This window comes from Collinsella sp. AF23-4AC (genome assembly GCF_003462685.1).
Lineage (GTDB): Bacteria > Actinomycetota > Coriobacteriia > Coriobacteriales > Coriobacteriaceae > Collinsella.
Map to the genome: position 1 here is coordinate 81,279 of NZ_QRVE01000004.1, position 19,709 is coordinate 100,987.

General features: G+C 58.6%; 15 protein-coding genes and 4 tRNA genes. All 19 read right to left on the bottom strand.

The features are described from left to right. Positions 1-61: 61 nt before the first annotated feature. The gene (locus tag DWY05_RS04030) at positions 62-1,795 is read right to left on the bottom strand and encodes a glycoside hydrolase family 13 protein (protein WP_147335203.1); all 1,734 of its coding nucleotides are present in this window, start codon (positions 1,793-1,795) and stop codon (positions 62-64) included. 178 nt (positions 1,796-1,973) lie between these two features. Next, positions 1,974-2,049: transfer RNA gene (locus DWY05_RS04035), tRNA-Gly, on the bottom strand. Between the two features lie 42 nt (positions 2,050-2,091). Then, positions 2,092-2,165 (bottom strand) — tRNA-Cys (locus tag DWY05_RS04040). A 34-nt stretch (positions 2,166-2,199) separates the two neighbouring features. Beyond that, positions 2,200-2,275: transfer RNA gene (locus DWY05_RS04045), tRNA-Gly, on the bottom strand. Positions 2,276-2,380: 105 nt separating this feature from the next. Continuing rightward, the gene (locus DWY05_RS04050; RefSeq protein ID WP_117820737.1) at positions 2,381-3,127 is read right to left on the bottom strand and encodes an anti-sigma factor antagonist; all 747 of its coding nucleotides are present in this window, start codon (positions 3,125-3,127) and stop codon (positions 2,381-2,383) included. Between the two features lie 78 nt (positions 3,128-3,205). After that, the gene (locus tag DWY05_RS04055; protein ID WP_117820738.1) at positions 3,206-5,551 is read right to left on the bottom strand and encodes a GAF domain-containing SpoIIE family protein phosphatase; all 2,346 of its coding nucleotides are present in this window, start codon (positions 5,549-5,551) and stop codon (positions 3,206-3,208) included. 59 nt (positions 5,552-5,610) lie between these two features. Further along, a tRNA-Leu gene (locus tag DWY05_RS04060) sits at positions 5,611-5,700 on the bottom strand. A gap of 590 nt (positions 5,701-6,290) precedes the next feature. Further along, the gene (locus DWY05_RS04065; RefSeq protein WP_006236139.1) at positions 6,291-7,319 is read right to left on the bottom strand and encodes an ABC transporter ATP-binding protein; all 1,029 of its coding nucleotides are present in this window, start codon (positions 7,317-7,319) and stop codon (positions 6,291-6,293) included. Continuing rightward, positions 7,320-8,411, bottom strand: a complete 1,092-nt coding sequence (locus DWY05_RS04070; RefSeq protein WP_117635929.1) for an ABC transporter ATP-binding protein — start codon at positions 8,409-8,411, stop codon at positions 7,320-7,322. 2 nt (positions 8,412-8,413) lie between these two features. Continuing rightward, positions 8,414-9,349: an ABC transporter permease gene (locus tag DWY05_RS04075; protein ID WP_117635930.1), complete on the bottom strand. Its 936-nt coding sequence runs from the start codon at positions 9,347-9,349 to the stop codon at positions 8,414-8,416. Positions 9,350-9,363: 14 nt separating this feature from the next. Beyond that, positions 9,364-10,401 carry an ABC transporter permease gene (locus DWY05_RS04080; protein WP_117635931.1) on the bottom strand — a complete coding sequence of 346 codons (1,038 nt, stop codon included), beginning with the start codon at positions 10,399-10,401 and terminating at the stop codon, positions 9,364-9,366. A 157-nt stretch (positions 10,402-10,558) separates the two neighbouring features. After that, complete coding sequence (locus DWY05_RS04085) at positions 10,559-12,235, bottom strand: ABC transporter substrate-binding protein (protein ID WP_117635932.1); 1,677 nt, start codon at positions 12,233-12,235, stop codon at positions 10,559-10,561. Positions 12,236-12,525: 290 nt separating this feature from the next. After that, entirely contained in the window at positions 12,526-12,780 is a 255-nt protein-coding gene (gene secG, locus DWY05_RS04090; protein ID WP_006236144.1) for a preprotein translocase subunit SecG, read from the bottom strand. 164 nt (positions 12,781-12,944) lie between these two features. After that, positions 12,945-14,498, bottom strand: a complete 1,554-nt coding sequence (gpmI, locus tag DWY05_RS04095) for a 2,3-bisphosphoglycerate-independent phosphoglycerate mutase (protein WP_117837213.1) — start codon at positions 14,496-14,498, stop codon at positions 12,945-12,947. 5 nt (positions 14,499-14,503) lie between these two features. Then, positions 14,504-15,271 (bottom strand): triose-phosphate isomerase, encoded by a 768-nt coding sequence (gene tpiA / locus DWY05_RS04100; protein ID WP_117635934.1) that lies wholly within the window; start codon positions 15,269-15,271, stop codon positions 14,504-14,506. Beyond that, a complete protein-coding gene (gene pgk / locus DWY05_RS04105; RefSeq protein ID WP_117564871.1) occupies positions 15,264-16,454 on the bottom strand; it encodes a phosphoglycerate kinase in 1,191 nt (396 codons plus the stop codon). Before pgk ends, tpiA begins: the two co-directional genes overlap by 8 nt. Before the next feature lie 140 nt (positions 16,455-16,594). Continuing rightward, entirely contained in the window at positions 16,595-17,620 is a 1,026-nt protein-coding gene (gene gap / locus DWY05_RS04110; RefSeq protein ID WP_099431436.1) for a type I glyceraldehyde-3-phosphate dehydrogenase, read from the bottom strand. 193 nt (positions 17,621-17,813) lie between these two features. Continuing rightward, positions 17,814-18,743 carry a DNA-binding protein WhiA gene (gene whiA, locus DWY05_RS04115; protein ID WP_117820739.1) on the bottom strand — a complete coding sequence of 310 codons (930 nt, stop codon included), beginning with the start codon at positions 18,741-18,743 and terminating at the stop codon, positions 17,814-17,816. A 6-nt stretch (positions 18,744-18,749) separates the two neighbouring features. After that, positions 18,750-19,670 carry an RNase adapter RapZ gene (gene rapZ, locus DWY05_RS04120; protein WP_022094878.1) on the bottom strand — a complete coding sequence of 307 codons (921 nt, stop codon included), beginning with the start codon at positions 19,668-19,670 and terminating at the stop codon, positions 18,750-18,752. Positions 19,671-19,709: the final 39 nt, after the last annotated feature.

Genomic DNA, 19,709 nt, shown 5'->3' on the forward strand with positions numbered 1-19,709 from the left:
TCGCGAAGACATCAGCCACCACGGAAGGTGTAGGCAAACGCAAGCTCGCCGCAAGAGGCCCTTACATCTCACCGAGCATGATCCAGGCAGAGCTGTCCTGAGCGAGCCTACCGTCTACAAGCGGTGATGAGGTGAGCAGGACCCTGCCCGCCGGCAGCTCCACAGGTGCTGCGCCGAAGTTCGTCACACACGCCCAGCCGTTGTCGCGGCGATAGGCGATGACGCCACCCTCAGCGCCCTCGGCACCATCCGCAAGGCCGGTGCGCCCGTCAAGATCGAGCCACGCAAGATCGTTGGCGCACCCGCGCAGCTTGCGCCGCAGCCAGAGGGCGTCACGATAGAGCGCAAGCATCGATGTCGGGTCCGCTGCTTCCCTATCGGCAGCGTAATCGGAAAACCATGCAGGCTGCGGCAGATGGGGCGCCGCATCGGCGTCCGCCGGCGAAAACCCAAACGATCCGCCCTGCGCGGGATCGTCCGCCGCCACCCACGGCAGGGGCACACGACAGCCGTCGCGCCCCTTCTCGCGCTTCGGTCCGTGCGTATTGGTCGCAGTAGGATCTTCAAGTGCAGCCCACGGGATGTCAGCCACCTCAAAAAGGCCGAGCTCCTCACCCTGATACACGTATGCCGAGCCCGGAAGCGCCAGCTCAAGCAAAAGGGCCGCCCGCGCGCGGCGCTCGCCGAGTTCACGGTCCTCGTCATAAGACAACCCGTCGCGTAAGAGCCAGTCGAGCGCAATCTGATGGTAGCGCGTCGCCTTGATTTGCGGCAGGGCATAGCGTGTCGCCACACGCGGCACGTCGTGGTTGGAGAGTACCCAGGTCGAGGCGGAATCGGATTCGATGGCCGCCTTCAAGCCCTCCTCGATTGCAGCGTGCATGTCATCATAGGTCCAAGTGGCTTTGGCGAACTCAAAGTTGAATGTCTGGCCAAGCTCGCTGGGGCGCGCGTAGAGATACTGGCGCTCGGGCAGCGCCCACGCCTCGGCAACGGCGCTACGCGGCGGATTATAGCGGTCGAACACGCGGCGCCACTCGCGATAGATCTCGTGGACCTCGTTGCGGTCCCACAGCGGATGGGTGCCGTCGTCAACCATGTCATCGCCCTCGGCAAGATGCCATCGGTCGAGGTCATCGCGGTCGAGATCCTTGGCAAGACCGTGTGCCACATCAATGCGAAAGCCATCGACGCCTCGATCGCTCCAAAACGTCAGGACGTAACAAAAGAACGCGTGAACCTCGGGGCATGACCAGTCAAAGTCCGGCTGCTCGGGCGTAAACATGTGCAGATACCACTGACCGTCCGCAACACGCGTCCAGGCGGGGCCGCCAAAGTTGGCATTCCAATTGGTGGGAGGCAGCTCGCCATGCTCGCCGCGACCATCGCGGAAGATATAACGGGCGCGCTCGGGCGATCCGGGGCCGGCGGCAAGAGCGGCTTTGAACCAGGGGTGCTGGTTGGATGAATGGTTGGGCACGATGTCGACGATGACCTTGATGCCGCGCGCGTGAGCCGCGGCGATCATGTCATCGAAGTCCTCAAGCGAGCCGAGACGAGGGTCGACATCGCAGTAGTCCGCCACATCATAGCCACCATCGACAAGAGGTGATGGGTAAAACGGACTCAGCCAGATGGCCTCGATACCCAGCCGTTCAAGATAGTCCATCTGCTGGGTAATGCCCGCGATATCGCCCAGACCCGAACCAGTCGAATCCTTAAACGAGCGCGGGTAAATCTGATAGATCGCGGCATCGGACATCCATGAGCGCGAAGAGGACTTTTCTGTAGCCATGTGACGAGTCTCCCTTGCAACGAGGTTTTGCGAGATGCCCACGATGATACGCCCAAAGCGAACATTCGCGGCAAACAACGCCACGGCCACGCCCCAAAACGCTCGCTCCCTCTCGGGTTCGAGCCCAGGCGACGGGTACAAAAAAGCCCGGCTACCGTAGTAGTCGGGCTGCTGCGTTTGGAGCGGACAACGGGGCTCGAACCCGCGACCCCAACCTTGGCAAGGTTGTGCTCTACCAACTGAGCCATGTCCGCATATGTAAAACAAAACGGGCACCGGAGCGCCCGGATGTTGCCTGGAGGCGAAGCCCGGATTCGAACCGGGGGTAAAGGCTTTGCAGGCCTCTGCCTTACCACTTGGCCACTTCGCCGAAAAAGGACCGCCTAAACGGTCCGGAAATGCAATGGAGCGGACAACGGGGCTCGAACCCGCGACCCCAACCTTGGCAAGGTTGTGCTCTACCAACTGAGCCATGTCCGCTTGCGGGTTATTAATTTACGCGAGTTGTCCTAAAGACGCAAGTACTTTTTTCAAAAAAGTTGCCTGCCGCATGTTCTTGGTAGCCAAACGCGCTAAAACGATTGGCTAGGCACACGATTCCAGCGCTCCGTTAAACAGCTTCACCATCTGCACGCGCGTGCCGGCGCCGTCTGTACGACGAGCAACCTCCACGTTATCGACGAGCATACGCATAAGCTTGATACCACGGCCGCGCTCCTCAGATGCGACCGGTTCGCTCGTTTCATCGATAGAGTAGCCGGCACCCCGATCAAGCACCTCGACCACAACGCGATCGCCATAGGCCTGAACCGTCAGGACGCACCCGATACCGCCCGCATGGTCATAGGCATTACCCAGCGCCTCCCCCGACGCCAATGCGACATCGTAGCGCTCGTCGCGACGCAACGGAAGCGATTCAAGGAGTTCGGCAATGCGATGTCGATAGTATGGAAGATTCTCGATACCCTGACGGACCTCGACGCTCTTACTCCAGCGAGGCAGCTCCCCCACCGGAATGGCGGGAATAGACTCCCGTGCCGGACCCGCAACATGCAGGATGTCGACAAGTCGGGCAATCTCCAAAAAGCGAATAACCTCATCGGAGGCGTTAACAAGCGAAAGCAGGCCCTCTCGCCTCATGAGCTCTCTGGCACGTGTAAGCAAAAACGCCAAACCCGTCGAGTCGATAAAGCCCACGGCCTGGCAATTGATGACAATGCGACGCACGCCCCGGTCGATCAAATTATCCAACCGTCGGCGCAGCACGGGCACCGAGGCGATGTCGACATCACCCGGTGGCGTCAAAACCGCTATGTCATTCCACTCATTCATACGACCATGGTTCCCCAAAAAAGCCCACTCGATGCATTCGTTTTCCCAACCGTGCGGATTCAACCCGCCCAGCGTCGTCTATGAACGACCCCGTAAAAACTCAAGGGACGCCAATGCAATGTCATCGTCCAGCGCCGATTCGGTAAATCGGTCAAGCTCGCCCAAGACCTTGCCGCAAATGCCCGACACGCCCTCCCCCGAAACAGAAAGCAGAAGGTCGCGCAAGCGCTGCTCGCCAAAGAACGCTCCGGTGCGGTCGCGGGCCTCAATCGTTCCATCCGTATACATGAAGAGCATGTCGCCGGGGGCGAACGTAAACACGCCTGTCTCGTACACCATGCTCTCAAAGGCACCGATTACGCCCGATTGGCACCCAAGCAGCTCAACCTCTCCCCCACGGGCCTCGCCGCCACCCAGCGGCATCGACTCTGGCCTGATGACCATGGTCGGAGGATGGCCCGCCGAACAATACGTTGCGCGTCCGGCTTTAAGGTCAATCTTGGCGATAAAGGCCGTCACGAACGTCTCGACCCTCGAAAAGCCCATGAGCATGCTGTTAAGGGAGCGTGCCATGCGGGCCGGTCCAGCGCCCTCCCAAGCATATGCCGTCAGGGCCGTCTTGACGAGCGCGGACATCGATGCGGCCTCAATGCCTTTGCCAGACACATCACCCAGAATCATGACGGCGCAGTCGTCGGGAAGACGGATGAGCGTATAGAAATCGCCGCCGACCAACGCCGAGTTCGTGGCCGACAGGTACACCGAATCGGTTGCGATACCCGGAACATCCCCCAGGGAATTTCTCATGCCAATCTGAAGGGTCTGAGCGATATGGCGCTCCTCGCGCTTTTGAGATTCGCCTTCGTAGATCAGTTCAAAGTCATGCGCCAAGTGCACCAAGTAGTCATATTCGAGGTCATCAATCGGCTCTTGGCTACCATCACGAAGCAGCAGCGCGCGCGTAGTCGGGCTCTTCGCAACAGAAGCAGGAACAATCGCGTCGTTACTGTGTTTGCCATCACCCTCAGAGCGCGGGCGCCCCGCCTCGATGCCGGAGTCGACGTAGAGACCTTGACAAGGCAGACCATGCGCCCTAAGCCAGCCTCCCATAGGCATCGATTCGTCAACGCGAGTTATACGGACGTGTTTAAGGTCCTCGGCACTCGTGCCGCCCAAAACAGATGCCTCAAAGCCATCAGGGCCAGCCCCCAGACGTGCCGCCGGCGCCGTCGTGGAAAAGAATAGCTTCTCGGGATCGTCCGGCAAAACAACGCGACTGCCGCCTTCAAAATCTATGACGTAGGAGTCCAGACTGGCGTCATACTCAACAGGACAAAAATGGCAGTTGAGCATATTGCAGATCTCGGACGATACCGCCTGGGTAGCCGCGGCGGAATCGTCTAGAAAGGTAAACAACTCATCACGTAAGACATTGAGCGAGCGGCCGAGCTCGGCCGTACGACGAGAGCGAAGGCTCGATGCCATGCCGACCAGCTGGATAGACAGGTAATCGCAAATGACCTCGAGTACATTAACGTCATAGGCGAGCGGTGCCTGGGGGCGTTTCCAACCAACTTCCAGCACGCCAAGGATCTGCGTACCGTAAAAAACGGGAAGACAAATCTCGCTGCGGTACGGAGGCATATCCTGCACGCGCAACAGGTGCTTAGAACGATTGTCCAAGTCCATGAACATACCGGAGGCGGCCCTATCGCCCTCAAGGTCCTGTTGAATCGACAAGCGACAGGCACGCGACTCGCGAAGAACATACGTCGGAATGCCAGCGCCATACGGCAAAAACTCGGGCAGGTAGCTATCGTACAGCTCCTTGGAAACACCGCGTAGCTTAAAACCGCCGCTCTCAGAAAAATAGATAGCGGCACCCGAAGCATCGAGCGTTCCTACAAGCTGGTTCAAAACGGTATCAAGCAGGCTGGGCAACTCATCGGAGCCCACAGTGCTCATAATGACCGAGAGCGTGCCAGAGAGACGTTTGTTCGCCACTCTAAGCTCCGATAACGCACGCTTGAGTTGACGGTCGTGAGAATACTGTTCCTCGATACTGTGAAGCGCCACCAGGACACGTGGTGCACGGCGCCCAAAGATGCGTGAAGGCGTTACGGAGCCCGCACGAACCAAGACGGGGATAAAAGAGCCGTCACTCAGCTTGAGCATCAGTTCGTTCTCGGAGCCATCAGTTTCAAATGGCAGACGATGTTCCGTCGCACGTTCAAAAGCGGACGAGTACAGGACGTCTTTAACATCTCCACCGATGACGTCGGCGCGTTCCTCGCACATCAAACCAAGTAAGCGATTATTCACATGCAGAATGGTTCCGTCGAGTTCGCAGATGATGACAGCATCGCTCGTGATCTCGACTAGTTGGGCAACGTCTGCCCACTCGTTGCGTTCAAGCGTTTCCATCGTGGACCCCACCGTCTATCGGTAACAAAAAAGCCTCCGAAGAGGCTTCTCAGATGCGATGGTGTCGGAGGCGGGACTTGAACCCGCATGACCAAAAAGCGGTCACTAGCACCTCAAGCTAGCGCGTCTGCCAATTCCGCCACTCCGACATGCTATGTTGTTGACTCGCGGTTCGTTTTGTTGGACCCGCGCGTTCAACGAGGAAGATAATAACCTATGATTCGAGAACTGTGCAAGCACTTTTTTCAAAAAAGTTTACGAATTTGTAAATGCGCAGGTAGATCCGTATGCCCGGCCCCGAATCGGTGTTGCCTCCCGGCGCGTCCTCGGGCATGGGCGATATTTTGCTACGCACTTCGTGCTGCAAAATATCGCTCCCCCTGCGGAATGCGCCGGGAGGCAACACCGATCCGGGACCTGCTAATACGTACTTCAGGCACAATTCTCAAGCATATTCTGAGGCTGATAAGAATTTAGTGGCTCGGCTTTGCCGAGCCCTTATATGGGGAGGCCGGAGCTAAAGCTCCGGCCTCACTCAATTACGAATTAGGCTAAGTGAGCGATCACGGAATCGCACTCCCCCTGCCGAGTTACCGCAGGGCCCGCCCTGGTGTTATTTTTCAGAACATTCCGCAGGACGGAGGAAGCCCCGCGGCGCGTAGCGCGCAGCGGGGCTTCCGACATGTCCGAGGACGTTCTGAAAAATAACACCAGGGCGGGCCCGGACGAAAACAACCGACTACAGGTCGATGTGCGATTCCTTGATCGGGAACGGCTCGGCGAAGTGGCAGGCGCAGCAGTGACCCGGTGCAACTTCCTTAAACTCAGGAAGCTTCTCGGAGCAGATGCCCTGCGCGATCGGGCAGCGCGTGTGGAAACGGCAGCCGGTCGGCGGATCCAGCGGCGACGGCGGGTCGCCAGCGAGGATGATGCGTTTGCGGGTCTTCTGGATATCTGGATCGGGCACCGGCACGGCAGACAGCAGCGACTGCGTGTACGGGTGGTGCGGCTCACTGTAGAGCGTCTTCCAGTCCGAAACCTCGACCATCTTGCCCAGATACATAACGGCAACGCGATCAGAAATGTGCTGCACGACAGAGAGGTCGTGAGCAATGAAGAGATAAGCCGTACCGAACTTGTCCTGGAGCTCCTTAAGAAGGTTCAGAACCTGGGCCTGAATGGATACGTCAAGCGCAGAGACGGGCTCATCGCAGATAATCAGCTTGGGCTTGAGCGCAAAGGCGCGGGCAATGCCGACACGCTGGCGCTGGCCGCCCGAGAACTCATGCGGATAGCGGTTGATGTGCTCGGGGTTCAGTCCAACGACGTCGAGAAGCTCGCGGACACGCTCAATGCGCTCCTCTTTGGTGCCCACGCCGTGAATGGTCATGGGCTCGGAGACAATCTCGCCGATGGTCATACGAGGATTCAGCGAAGCATAGGGATCCTGGAAGATAAACTGCATCTCGCGACGCATGTCCTTGATCTCATGCTTGCTCATCTCGGCAACATCTTTGCCCTGGAAGAACACCTTACCGGCAGTCGGCTTGGTCAAGCGCATAATCGTGCGGCCCGTCGTGGACTTACCGCAACCAGACTCACCAACCAGACCAAAGGTCTCGCCCGGATAAATCTCAAAAGAGATGTCGTTTACAGCAGAGACGACGCGCTTGGAAAAACGCTTGGCGAACATGCCGGACTCAGCGGGGAACTCCTTAGAGAGGTGCTCGACCTTCAGCAGCGGAGTGCGCTCGTTATTGTCTGCCATTTACGCCTCGCCTCCCTTCTTGGAATCCTTGCGCGTACGAGACGTCTCGGGAGCGTTCTTGAGGAACTCGGGGTCACCGGAATAATGGCACGCAGAATAGTGGCCGGACTCGGTGACAACGCGCTCGGGGCGCTGCTTGCGGCACTTATCGGTTGCATAGGGGCAACGAGGCGAGAACACGCAGCCCTCGGGCAGGTTCATGAGCGAAGGCGGGTTGCCGTGAATCGGCGTAAGCGGCTTCTTCTCATCGATGGCCTGCTCCGGGATGGAGCGGATCAGGCCCCAGGTGTAGGGGTGGCGGCTCTCGTAGAAGATTTCCTCAGCAGTACCGAACTCGACGGGACGGCCGGCGTACATAACCATAATCTTGTCGGCCATATCGGCAACAACACCCAGGTCATGGGTAATCATGATGATGGCGTTGCCGTTCTTCTCCTGCATTTCCTGCATAAGCTCAATAATCTGAGCCTGGATGGTAACGTCCAGGGCAGTCGTGGGCTCGTCGGCAATCAGAATATCGGGATCGCAGGCAAGGGCCATGGCAATCATAACGCGCTGACGCATACCACCAGAGAACTGGTGCGGATACTCATTGACGCGCTTCTCGGGCTCGGGAATGCCAACGAGGTCCAAAAGCTCAGTGGCGCGCTTGAGCGCCTCCTGCTTGGAGTAACCACGGTGCAGACGAAGGCCCTCGCCCACCTGCTTACCAATCTTATAGACCGGGTTCAAGGAGGTCATAGGATCCTGGAAGATCATCGCGATATCGTTACCGCGAATGTGCTGCATCTCTTCCTCGGTCATGTGGAGGATGGAACGGCCGCGATAGCGAACGTCACCGCCCTCAATCTTTCCCGGAGGCATCGAGATGAGGCCCATGATAGTCATGGCGGTCACGGACTTACCGGAGCCGGACTCGCCGACGACACCCAGAGTCTCGCCGCGATCGAGTGTGTAGGACACACCGTCGACAGCGCGGACGACGCCATCCTCGGTATGGAAATACATCTTAAGGTCATCGACCTCGAGCAGATGCTGGCCCTCGGGAACCGGCTGGTCCTTCAGGTCCACATAGTTCTTGTTCTTCTTCATCCTTATGCGTCCTTCATCTTGACGTCGAGGGCGTCGCGCAGACCGTCACCCAGCAGGGTGAAGGCGAGCACCGTCGAGAGAATTGCCAGACCGGGCATGATCATCATCCAGGGAGCAGTCAGAAGATACTGCTGACCGTCCTGAATCATAGAGCCCCACGAAGGCGTAGGCGGAATAACGCCCATACCGAGGAAGGACAGAGCGGACTCGGTCAGAATAGCGCCACCGATGTTCATGGTCGCATAGACCACGATGGAAGCAACGGAGTTCGGGAAGATGTGGCGCATAACGATACGGGCATCGGATGCACCCATAGCGCGAGCGGCGTCAACATAGTCGTTTTCCTTGACCGTCAAGATTGCAGATCGGAAGACACGGGCAATCGAGGGCCAGCCGAGAATACCGATGGCGATGAAAACATTTTGAAGACCACGGCCGATAACGGCGATCATGGCGACAACGAACAGCACGTACGGGAACGCCAGGAAGATATCCGCGAAGCGCATGATGATCGTATCCCAGATGCCGCCATAGAAACCGGCCAGGGCGCCCATGATCAGACCGATCACCGTGGAGATGGCGGTGGCCATAATACCGACGGAAAGCGAAACGCGCGCGCCGTAGATAACTCGGACGAGAATGTCGCGGCCAAGGGCGTCGGTACCAAACGGGTGCTCGGCACACGGAGCCAGCAGCGAAGTCTCGGCCATGGTCGTCGAGTCAGAAGCCGTCGGCGACCCGAGCCAGGGCTTAGCCCACAGGTCTGCGGTCAAGGCAACCAAAACGACGATGATAATCCAGCAGATACCGATAACGGCGAGCTTATTCTTGCGAAGACGCTTGAAAGCGTCGCCCCACAGCGTGCGGGACTTGGCGGGAGCAGATGCGGCCTTGGTGGCGGTAGCCTGCTCCTGAGACTGAGAATCAGTTTCCTGCATGAGACGTACCTCCCTTAGGCCTTATCCGACGGACCGCCGAGGCGGATACGCGGGTCGAGGAATGCATAGCTAATGTCGACGAGAAGGTTGATCACCATAACGACGACAACGATGAGCGTAACGCCGCCCATAACGATGGGCCAGTCGCGCATGCTAATGGCGCGGTAGACCTCAGAGCCGATACCGGGCCAGTTAAAGACCGTCTCGGTCAGGATGGCGCCCGAAAGCATGCCGCCGAAGTCGACACCAATATAGGTAACAACGGGGATGAGTGCATTCTTAAGCGCATGCTTGACGATGATCGCGCGATTGGAGAGACCCTTGGCCTTTGCCGTGCGGATGTAATCCTGATTCATGACGTCGAGTAGCTGCGAGCGCATGATGCGGGCAGCATAGGCGGTCGAAACCGAAGCCAGCGTGATGGTCGGAAGCACATAGTGCATCCAATCCTGATACTGAGAGCTGGAGCCGCCGGCACCCGAAATCGGCATGGAGAAAGCGCCGCCGGTGGCATCCTTAAGGATGACGCCAAAGAACAGCTGCAGCAGCATGCCGAGCCAGAAGGCAGGAACAGCAACGAGGATCGACGTGGTGAGCGTTACCAAAATATCCCAGAAGGAATAGCGCTTTACCGCCGAAATGATACCCGCACCGATACCCATGATTGCCTCGAGCACAATGGCGCACGCGGCGAGTTTAACCGTATACGGATACTTCTGGGCAAAGATTTCCGCAACCGGCAGCTTGCGCTGATACGAATTGCCCAGATCGCCATGAAGCAGACCATTCATGTAATTCAAGTATTGGTCCACAAGCGACGTTGGAACGGGATCGCCGTTCTCGTCAAGGATCGCGTTGCCGTCCTCGTCCGCCTGGACCAGGTGATAGCGCACGCGAAGTTGAAGCTCTACCTCGGGGGACAGAGCCTTGTCTCCACCGATCAGCTTGATCGGGTCTCCCGGCACAATATTCTGGAGGGCGAACAGAATCAACGTAACGCCCAAAAATACCGGGATGAACTGAAGCACACGTTTAACGATGTACTTACCCATACCACTCCCCTATCTAGGGATTAACCTAAATGGGATGCCGATCGCCAGACCGGCATCCCAAAATTACCATCAGCCAGTTTACCCCAGGTTAGGGAGAACTGTATGTTTCCCATGAGGTCTACGTAAATACTTGACCCTCATGGAAGCTGCAAAACTCTTAGGCGAGCTCAGCGGTACCCAGATCGGCGTGCTTCTGCGGATCGACATAGAGGTACTTGACGCGATCGGAGCCGACGATGGTGTGCGTGTAGAACATCACCGGGATAACCGGGCAGTCAGCGGCGACCATAGCGTCAGCCTCCTGCATCTTGGCGATGCGCTCGTCGTCGTCAACCGTGGCACGGGCCTCATCGACCTTGGCATCGAACTCGGAGTTGTTGTAACCAGAGCGGTTGTCGCCACCGAGGGAGTCGGAGTGGAACAGCGGGTACAGGAAGTTGTCCATGATCGGGTAATCGGCGATCCAGCCCAGACGGCCGAACTGATAGTTGAAGTTCTGATACTGCTCAAGCAGGGCAGACCACTCGGGAGTATCGGAGACGGCGGTGACGCCCACCTTGGCGAGGTCGCCGATGATGGACTCCATGATCTCCTTGTGGCCACCGTCCTGGTTGTAGGACAGGGTCACATTGATGCCACGATCGCCGTTAGCGCCAGCGGGAGCGACCTTGTCGAGGTACTCGTTAGCCTTGTCGACGTCATAGGCGCAGAACTCCCATGCGCCCTCCTTGTAGCCGGCGATTCCCGGAGGAACGATGCCGTCAGCGGGGGTACGGGTGCCCTTGAAGATGGTCTTGCAGATGGCCTCACGGTTGATAGCCAGGGAGATACCCCTGCGCAGGTCAGCGTTGTTGAACGGCTCGGCCGTGGTGTTGCACGTCAGATAGTACGTGGAAGGCTCGGAGCCGAGCAGCATGCGCTCGCCATCACCCATGGTGTAGCCATCCTTGGACTCGCCGCGGTCCTTCTTGGCGGCGTCGATCTGAGCAACGGGAACGTCGCAGACATCGAGGTTGCCGGCCTGGAACTCCTTGTAAGCGGTCTCCACGTCCTTGATGACCTGGAAGTGGATGGCGTCGATCTTGGCCTTGTCGCCATAGTAATCGTCAAACTTCTTGAGGTTGATCTCCTGACCATCCTCCCACTTGCCGTCCATCATGAACGGGCCGTTACCGACCGGGGCAAGGTAGAAGCTCTTGACATCGGACTCGGCGCACTCGGGAACCGGGGACAGAGCCGGGTGAGAGGCGACGAACGGGAAGTCGGCGTAGGCGGAAGTCAGCTTGACGACGAGGGTCTCGTCATCCGGGCAGGTAACGCCGGACAGCTCGGTAGCATTACCGGCAAGCAGATCGTCATAGCCCTCGACCATGGAAAGGTGGTAGGAGACCTCGGAAGGACCATACTCGGTAGCGATGGCTGACTTAGTGTTGACCAGGCGCTCCCAGCCGAGCTTGAAGGACTTGGAGGTAACGTCGTCACCGTTGTGGAACTTAGCCTTCTTGATCTTGAAGGTGAACTCGGTGGCGTCGTCGTTAGCCTCAAAGGACTCGCAAGCCAGCGGAACGATCTCGCCCTTCTCGTTATCGTACTCCGTCAGAGCGTCGAAGAGCTGGTACTCGACCTGAGTGCCCTGATCCTCCTGGACGTTGTAGGGGTCGATGCAGACCGGGTTGTTGATGTAGAAGTTCAGCGTCGAACCGGACTCAGAACCGGAAGCGTCGCCGCCCTTCTTGCCGCATGCGGCAAGAAAAGCCATGGAGCTCGCAGCAAGGGTACCGCCGACAAAGGCGCGACGACCCATAACGGGCTGGTGGAACATAGAATCAGCCATGCCATCCTCCTTATGAGATAGGACAAAGTGAATTCGGCCGGGCAACGTCGAGACAGCCCTTTCGAACCATTCAAACGCGGTCCGCCGTTATGGCTGGTTATGCAGTGCGGACCAACGTTTCGCAATACAGTAGCGCATTTTATGCACAATATGGCGCTAATTCCGGTTAACGGTCGAGAATTTCTTTAGTTGGGCGAAGTATGTGGGGATATTTTGACTCTGTTACAAGTCTGTAAACAAAAAGGGTCCCGCACGTGCGGGACCCTTTACAAACGTATATACGCCGATGCTTAGTAGCCGACGATGCCCTGCGGGAAGAAGAACATGCACAGAACGACACACACGGCAAATACGACAGCCATGATGACGGTCAGGCGATCGAGGTTCTGCTCCATGACGCCCGTGGCAGAGCTGGAGTTATACAGCGAGCTAGCGATCATATCCGAAACGCCGGTGCCCTTACCGGAATGCATCAGGACGAGAATCGTCAACGCCACGGCAGAGACAGCCCAAACGACAAACAGAAGAATCTGAAACGGACCCATAGATAAGCTCCTTAATAGAACAATTCAAACTCCAGTACTGTACCACAACCCCCAGCACTCCCCCACCTGCCATTTGGGGACGGGGTAGAAATGGCAGAAATACCAAAAAGGGGGTTGTCCGGTTGCGGACAACCCCCTTACTAGAAAACGGTATTTGTTTTCTATTAGGCCTCGGTGGCGAGTACGCGACCCGTCATCTCGGCGGAAGGCTCAATGCCAGCCATGGTGAGCATGGTCGGAGCGATATCGGAAAGACGGCCGTCCTCGATACCGGTGAGCTGCGCCTTCTCATCAACGATGATGAACGGCACACGGTTGGTGGTGTGAGCCGTAAACGGATGCTTGGAACCGTCGGAAGCAACGTCAAACATGTGATCGGCGTTGCCGTGATCGGCGGTAATCAGCGCAAAGCCGCCCTTGGCGAGAATCGCCGGGACAACCTTGGACAGGGCATCGTCAACAGCCTCGACGGCCTTAACGGCAGCGTCGAAGACACCGGTGTGACCAACCATGTCGCAGTTTGCGAAGTTCACGATGTAGAAATCAGCGCGATCCTCGTTGATAGCGGCAACAAGCTTCTCGGTAACCTCGGGAGCGCTCATCTCGGGCTGCAGATCGTAGGTAGCGACCTTGGGGGAAGCGACGAGCACGCGCTCCTCGCCCTCCTTGGGCTCCTCGATGCCGCCGTTGAGGAAGAACGTCACGTGGGCGTACTTCTCGGTCTCGGCGGTGTGCAGCTGCTTCAGGCCATTGGCGGCGATAACGTCGGCCAGGACGTTCTCGGGGAACGTCTTGGGGAAGGCGACCTCGACGTCAAACGTCGGATCGTACTCGGTCATCGTCACGAAGTGCGAGAGCTTAATCTGCTCGCGCTCAAAGCCATCGAACTCCTTGTCCGTGAACACGCGGGTCATCTGACGAGCGCGGTCGGGACGGAAGTTGAAGAAGATGGCCGCGTCGCCCTCGTGGATGCCCTCGTTGTGGGCCGCGAAAGGCTCGACGAACTCGTCGCCGCGCGGATCCTTCTCGTAGTAGGCCTTGATACCGGCAACGGGGTCGGTATCGGCATCGGACGCGTTAACCATGACGTCGTAGGCGCGCTGGATGCGCTCCCAACGGTTGTCGCGGTCCATGGCCCAATAGCGGCCCGAAACGGTGGCAACGCGAGCGTCGCAACCGGTCTCCTCGGAGATCTTAGCCAGGAAGGCGCAGAACTCGCTCATGTAGCCGGCACCGGACTGCGGGTCAACGTCGCGGCCATCCATGAAGGCGTGGACGCGAACGGTCTTGATGCCATGCTGGGCAGCCATCTTGACCAGAGCCTCGACGTGGTTCATGTGAGAATGAACACCGCCAGGGCTCATAAGGCCCATGAGGTGGAGAGTCTTGCCGTCAGCCTTGACGTCGTCCATAGCCTTGACGAAGACCTCGTTCTTGGCGATGGAGCCGTCCTTGATGGCATTGTTGATGCGCGAAAGCTCCTGGAACACGATGCGGCCGGCACCGATGTTGAGGTGGCCTACCTCGGAGTTGCCCATCTGACCGTCGGGAAGGCCCACGTCCTCGCCCGAAGCACCGAGCGTGGTGTGAGGATACTTCTCGTACAGGCTATCAAGGAAGGGCGTCTTGGCAGCGGCGACGGCGTTCTCGCCATCGGCCGGAGCAAGGCCGCAGCCATCCATGATGATCAGGAGTGCAGGAAGATGACGCTGTGCCATATGTCCTACTCGCCTGCCTTGACGACCATAGAGGCGAAGTCGGCAGCCTTGAGCGAAGCGCCGCCCACGAGGGCGCCGTCAACGTCGGGCTTGGCGACGAGCTCGGCAATGTTGCCGGGCTTAGCGGAACCACCGTACAGGACGCGGATACCGTCGGCGAGCTCCTCGCCAAACATCTCCTTGAGGGTCTCACGGATAGCGCCGCAGACCTCCTGGGCGTCCTCAGCGGTAGCGGTCTTTCCGGTGCCGATGGCCCAGATGGGCTCGTAGGCGACGACGACCTGCTTGGGGCAGGTGATCTCAAGTCCAGCAAGGCCAGCCTTGACCTGGTTCACGACGTGCTCGACATAGGTGCCAGCCTCGCGGACCTCGAGGGACTCGCCGCAGCAGAAGACGGGAACAAGACCGGCGGCAACGAGGGCCTTGGCCTTCTTGTTCTGGTCCTCGTCGGTCTCGTGGAAGTAGTCGCGACGCTCGGAGTGGCCGATGATGCAGTAGGTGCAGCCAGCGGACTTGAGCATGTCGCAAGAGGACTCACCGGTGAAGGCACCCTTGGCCTCCCAGTACACGTTCTGTGCACCGAGGGCGATGGGGGCAGCCTGAATGCGGTCATGAACCGTGGTGATGTCAATGGTCGGAGGGCAGACGAGCACCTCGACGCCAGCCGGAACCTCGGGCAGAGCCTGAGCCAGCTCGTCGGCGAGCTTGGCGGCCTCAGCGACGTCGTTGTTCATCTTCCAGTTACCAGCGATAAGAAGGGTGCGACTAGGCATCGAGAAGCGCCTCCACTCCGGGCAGGGCCTTACCCTCGACGAGCTCCATGGAAGCGCCACCACCGGTGGAGATCCAGCTCATCTTGTCGGCCAGGTTGAACTTGTTGACAGCCGCGACAGAGTCGCCACCGCCGATGATCGAGGTGCAGTCGGCCTCGGCGACGGCCTCGGCGATAGCCTGGGTGCCGTGAGCGAAGTTGTCGAACTCGAAGACACCCATGGGGCCGTTCCAGAACACGGTCTTGGCACCCTTGACGGCCTCGGCGTAAAGCTCCTCGGTCTTGGGGCCGATGTCCATGCCCTCACGATCGTCGGGGATAGCGTCGGAAGCGACAACCTCGGGGACAGCGTCCTCGCCAAAGTGATCGGCAACGCGGTTGTCGATGGGGAGCAGGATCTTGACGCCCTTCTCCTCGGCCTTCTTGAGCATCTCGCCAGCGCGCTCGACCCAGTCCTCTTCCTTGAGGGACTGACCGACGGTCAGGCCCTGAGCCAGGAAGAAGGTGTAGGCCATGCCGCCACCGATGATCAGGGTATCAGCGGAGTCGATGAGGTGATCGAGAACGCCGATCTTGGAGGAAACCTTGGAACCGCCGACGATAGCGACGAAGGGGCGCTCGGGCTCGGCGAAGATGCCAGTCAGCGTGTCGACCTCCTTCTCGAGCAGGAAGCCGGCGACGGCAGGCAGGTAAGCGGCGGGACCCACGACGGAACCCTGGGCGCGGTGAGCGGTACCGAAAGCATCGAGAACGAAGACGTCACCATAGGAAGCGAGCTTCTTGGCGATCTCGGGATCGTTCTTCTTCTCACGCTTGTCAAAACGGACGTTCTCGAGAACGAGGACCTTGCCCGGCTCGACGGCGGCAACAGCCTCAGCAGCCTTCTCGCCGTAGGTGTCGGCGACAAAGGCAACATCGAGACCAGAGAGCTCAGCGAGCTTCTTGGCGACAGGCTCAAGGGAGAGCTCAGGCTGGAAGCCGGTGCCATCGGGACGGCCGAGGTGGCTCATGAGGATGACGCGAGCGTTGTGCTCAACGAGGTAGTTGATGGTGGGCAGGGCAGCCTTGATGCGGGTGGTGTCGCCAACGACGCCATCCTTGATAGGCACGTTGAAGTCAACGCGGACGAGAACGCGCTTGCCGTCGACATCGATGTCGCGGACGGTCTTCTTGGTAAAGGCCATGTTTGCTTCTACCTTTCGTACGTGTCTGCCTCCCATTACGGCAGACGATTTCCTATAAAAAGGGCGCGACCCTAGGGTGTAAGCCCTATGAGGCCGCGCCCTTCTTTAGACGCTCAACGAGCTATTCGCTAAAAGCTAAATTAAGCAACGAACTTCTCGAAGTACTTGATGGTGCGGACCATCTGAGAGGTGTAGGAGTTCTCGTTGTCGTACCAAGAGGTGACCTGAACGAGGGTCTGGCCGTTGCCGAGGTCAGAGCACATGGTCTGAGTGGCGTCGAAGATGGAGCCGTGGGTCTCGCCGATGATGTCGGTGGAGACGATGTCGTCCTCGTTGTAACCGAAGGTCTCGGAGATGGTGGAAGCGTAGGCCTTCATAGCGGCGTTGACCTCGTCGACGGTGACCTTCTTGTCAACGACAGCGTAGAGGTTGGTGATGGAGCCGGTCGGCGTCGGGACGCGCTGGGCGGCACCGATGAGCTTACCGTTGAGCTCGGGGAGAACCAGGCCGATAGCCTTGGCAGCACCGGTGGTGTTGGGGACGATGTTGACGGCGCAGGCGCGGCTACGACGCTTGTTGCCCTTGCGCTGCGGGCCGTCGAGCGGCATCTGGTCGCCGGTCCAGGCGTGAATGGTGGTCATGATGCCGGACACGATGGGAGCGAAGTCGTTCAGACCCTTGGCCATCGGGGCGAGGCAGTTGGTGGTGCAGGAAGCAGCGGAGATGATGTTGTCCTCAGCGGTCAGCGTCTCGTGGTTGACGTTGTACACGATGGTGGGCAGATCGCTGCCGGCCGGAGCGGAGATGACGACCTTCTTGGCGCCAGCGTTGATGTGGGCCTGAGCCTTAGCCTTGCTGGTGTAGAAGCCGGTGCACTCGAGAACGACGTCGACGTCGAGGTCGCCCCAAGGCAGGTTGTTGGCGTCGGCCTCCTTGTAGATCTTGATCTCCTTGCCGTCAACGGTGATGGAATCCTCGCCAGCAACGACCTCGTGATCGCGAGCGTAGTTGCCCTGCGTGGAGTCGTACTTCAGCAGGTAAGCGAGCATATCGGGAGAGGTGAGGTCGTTGATAGCGACGATCTCGGAGCCCTCATGACCGAACATCTGACGGAAAGCCAGACGACCGATGCGACCGAAGCCGTTAATAGCAACCTTTACTGCCATTGTGTCTCCTTTCGTAAGGCCCCCGCAAGCTACAGCGCCCGCCGTTGAGGCCCACAAACTAACCACTCGCCTAATATACCTTTTTTTTGACTTGAATTTCACGAGAATAGTCGAAATTGAAAATCAAATTTACGTTAAAACGTTTTAAAGAATAAAATAGCAGCTAAATCCGTATATAAGTCGATACTTTAAACTACCGATTTGCTTCAATGAGCTTTTCAAGCCTCAAAACTCGATGGTAGAGGGCCGACTTCGACAAGGGAGGGTCAGCCATCTCCCCTAAATCACGCAGCGACAGATCGGGATAGCGCTCGCGCAGGTCGCAAAAGACCGCCAAGGCATCCGGAAGCGCATCGCGAAGGCCGCGCTGCTCGAGCTCATCGATAAGCGCAAGCTGATGTTGGGCAGCACCGGCGCTTCTGGTCTGGTTGGCGAGCTCGGCGTTCACGCGACGGTTCACATCGTTCTTAACCAACTTGACCGCGCGCGCCTCCTCAATCTCGGCAACGCTGCGCTTGGCACCAATCAGCTTTAATAGATGCTCGATTTCCTCGGCGCTCTTAATGTACACGGCATATGACCCCCGCCGTGCATTAACACGAGCATGGACCCCAATCTGCCCCAACAGGTCGCAAAGCCCCTTGGCATATTGCTCGCCCTGCACCGCGATCTCCAAATGAAAATCGCCGCGTGGATCGGCCACGAAGCCGCCCGCAATGAGCGCGCCGCGGATATAGGCAAGTCTGCAGCAAGGACGGGCAACGATATGCCGGGGCACGCCGGCGACAAGTCCTCCCCTCCGGTCGAGGATACCCAGCAGCACCAAAGCCTTATCCAAATCGGGCTGATCGGGCAAGGTGATGAGGTAATTTCGAACCTTATGCAATACAGATTTGCGGACGGTGAACTCCGTTTTGAGTTTAAGGATGCGATGCGTCAGCGTGATCATCGTGCGCGCGACGGCTCCCGTCTCGGTCGCAACCGTCAAACGGTACCGCCCGGAGCCGGTAAGCGAGAGCGTACCACTCACGCGCGTGAGGGCGGCAAGCGTCGACAAGTCGCAGTATTCACATTCGGGTTCGCAGCGCGCAAGCTCGTCACGCACCTCAGCGGTAAACGACATGCAGGCCTATGCCTTCGTGTTGGCGCGCGAGAGGTCGCGGTGGGAGATGCTCACGTGGTACTGAGCGCCTTCTAGGTAACGGGCCGTGGCCTCGGCAATAGCAACGCTGCGGTGCTGGCCGCCCGTGCAGCCGATGGCGATAGAAAGCTGCGGCTTGCCCTCTGCGATATAACCGGGCATGACCGTATCGAGCAGCTGCGTCCAGGCCTTCCAGAACTCCTGCGTCTTAGGATGGTCCAGAACAAAGTCGGAGACTTTCTTATCGAGACCGGTCATGGTGCGCATCTCGGGATCGTAGAACGGATTGGGCAGGAAGCGGACGTCGATCATAATGTCCGCCTCGACGGGCATGCCGTGCTTAAAGCCAAACGAGAACACATGGACGTCCATGAGCTGCTGGTCGGACAGCTCGGAAAATGCCATACGTAGCTTGTTGCGCAGCGCAGAGGTGCGCAGACGGCTCGTGTCGATAATCATATCGGCTCGATCGCGCACGCCCTGCAGCTGAAGGCGCTCGCGCTGAATGGCATCGGCCGTAGTCTCCCCCGGCTTGGCAATGGGATGACGGCGGCGATTTTCGCTGTAGCGACGAATCAGTACCTCGTCAGAAGCCTCCAGGAACACGATGTCGCAGCTCATCTCGCGCTCCTCGAGTGCGGCAACGGCATCGAGCAGCTCATCGAACAAGCCCTGGCTGCGCAGGTCACAGGTGACGGCGAGATGCCTGCCCACGCCCGTATTGATGCCGACGAGCTCGGCAAGCTGGGCGATGAGACGCGGAGGCAGGTTATCGATGCAAAAATAGCCCATGTCCTCGAACACGTGCATGGCCTGTGTGCGGCCCGATCCGGACATTCCGGTGATGATGACGATATCGGGGATGCGCTCCGAGCGCTCCGCCGCATCCATGGCATCTCCCTTTTGCATGTGCTGCCTCCCGAAAACAAGCGCGGGACCCAGCAACCC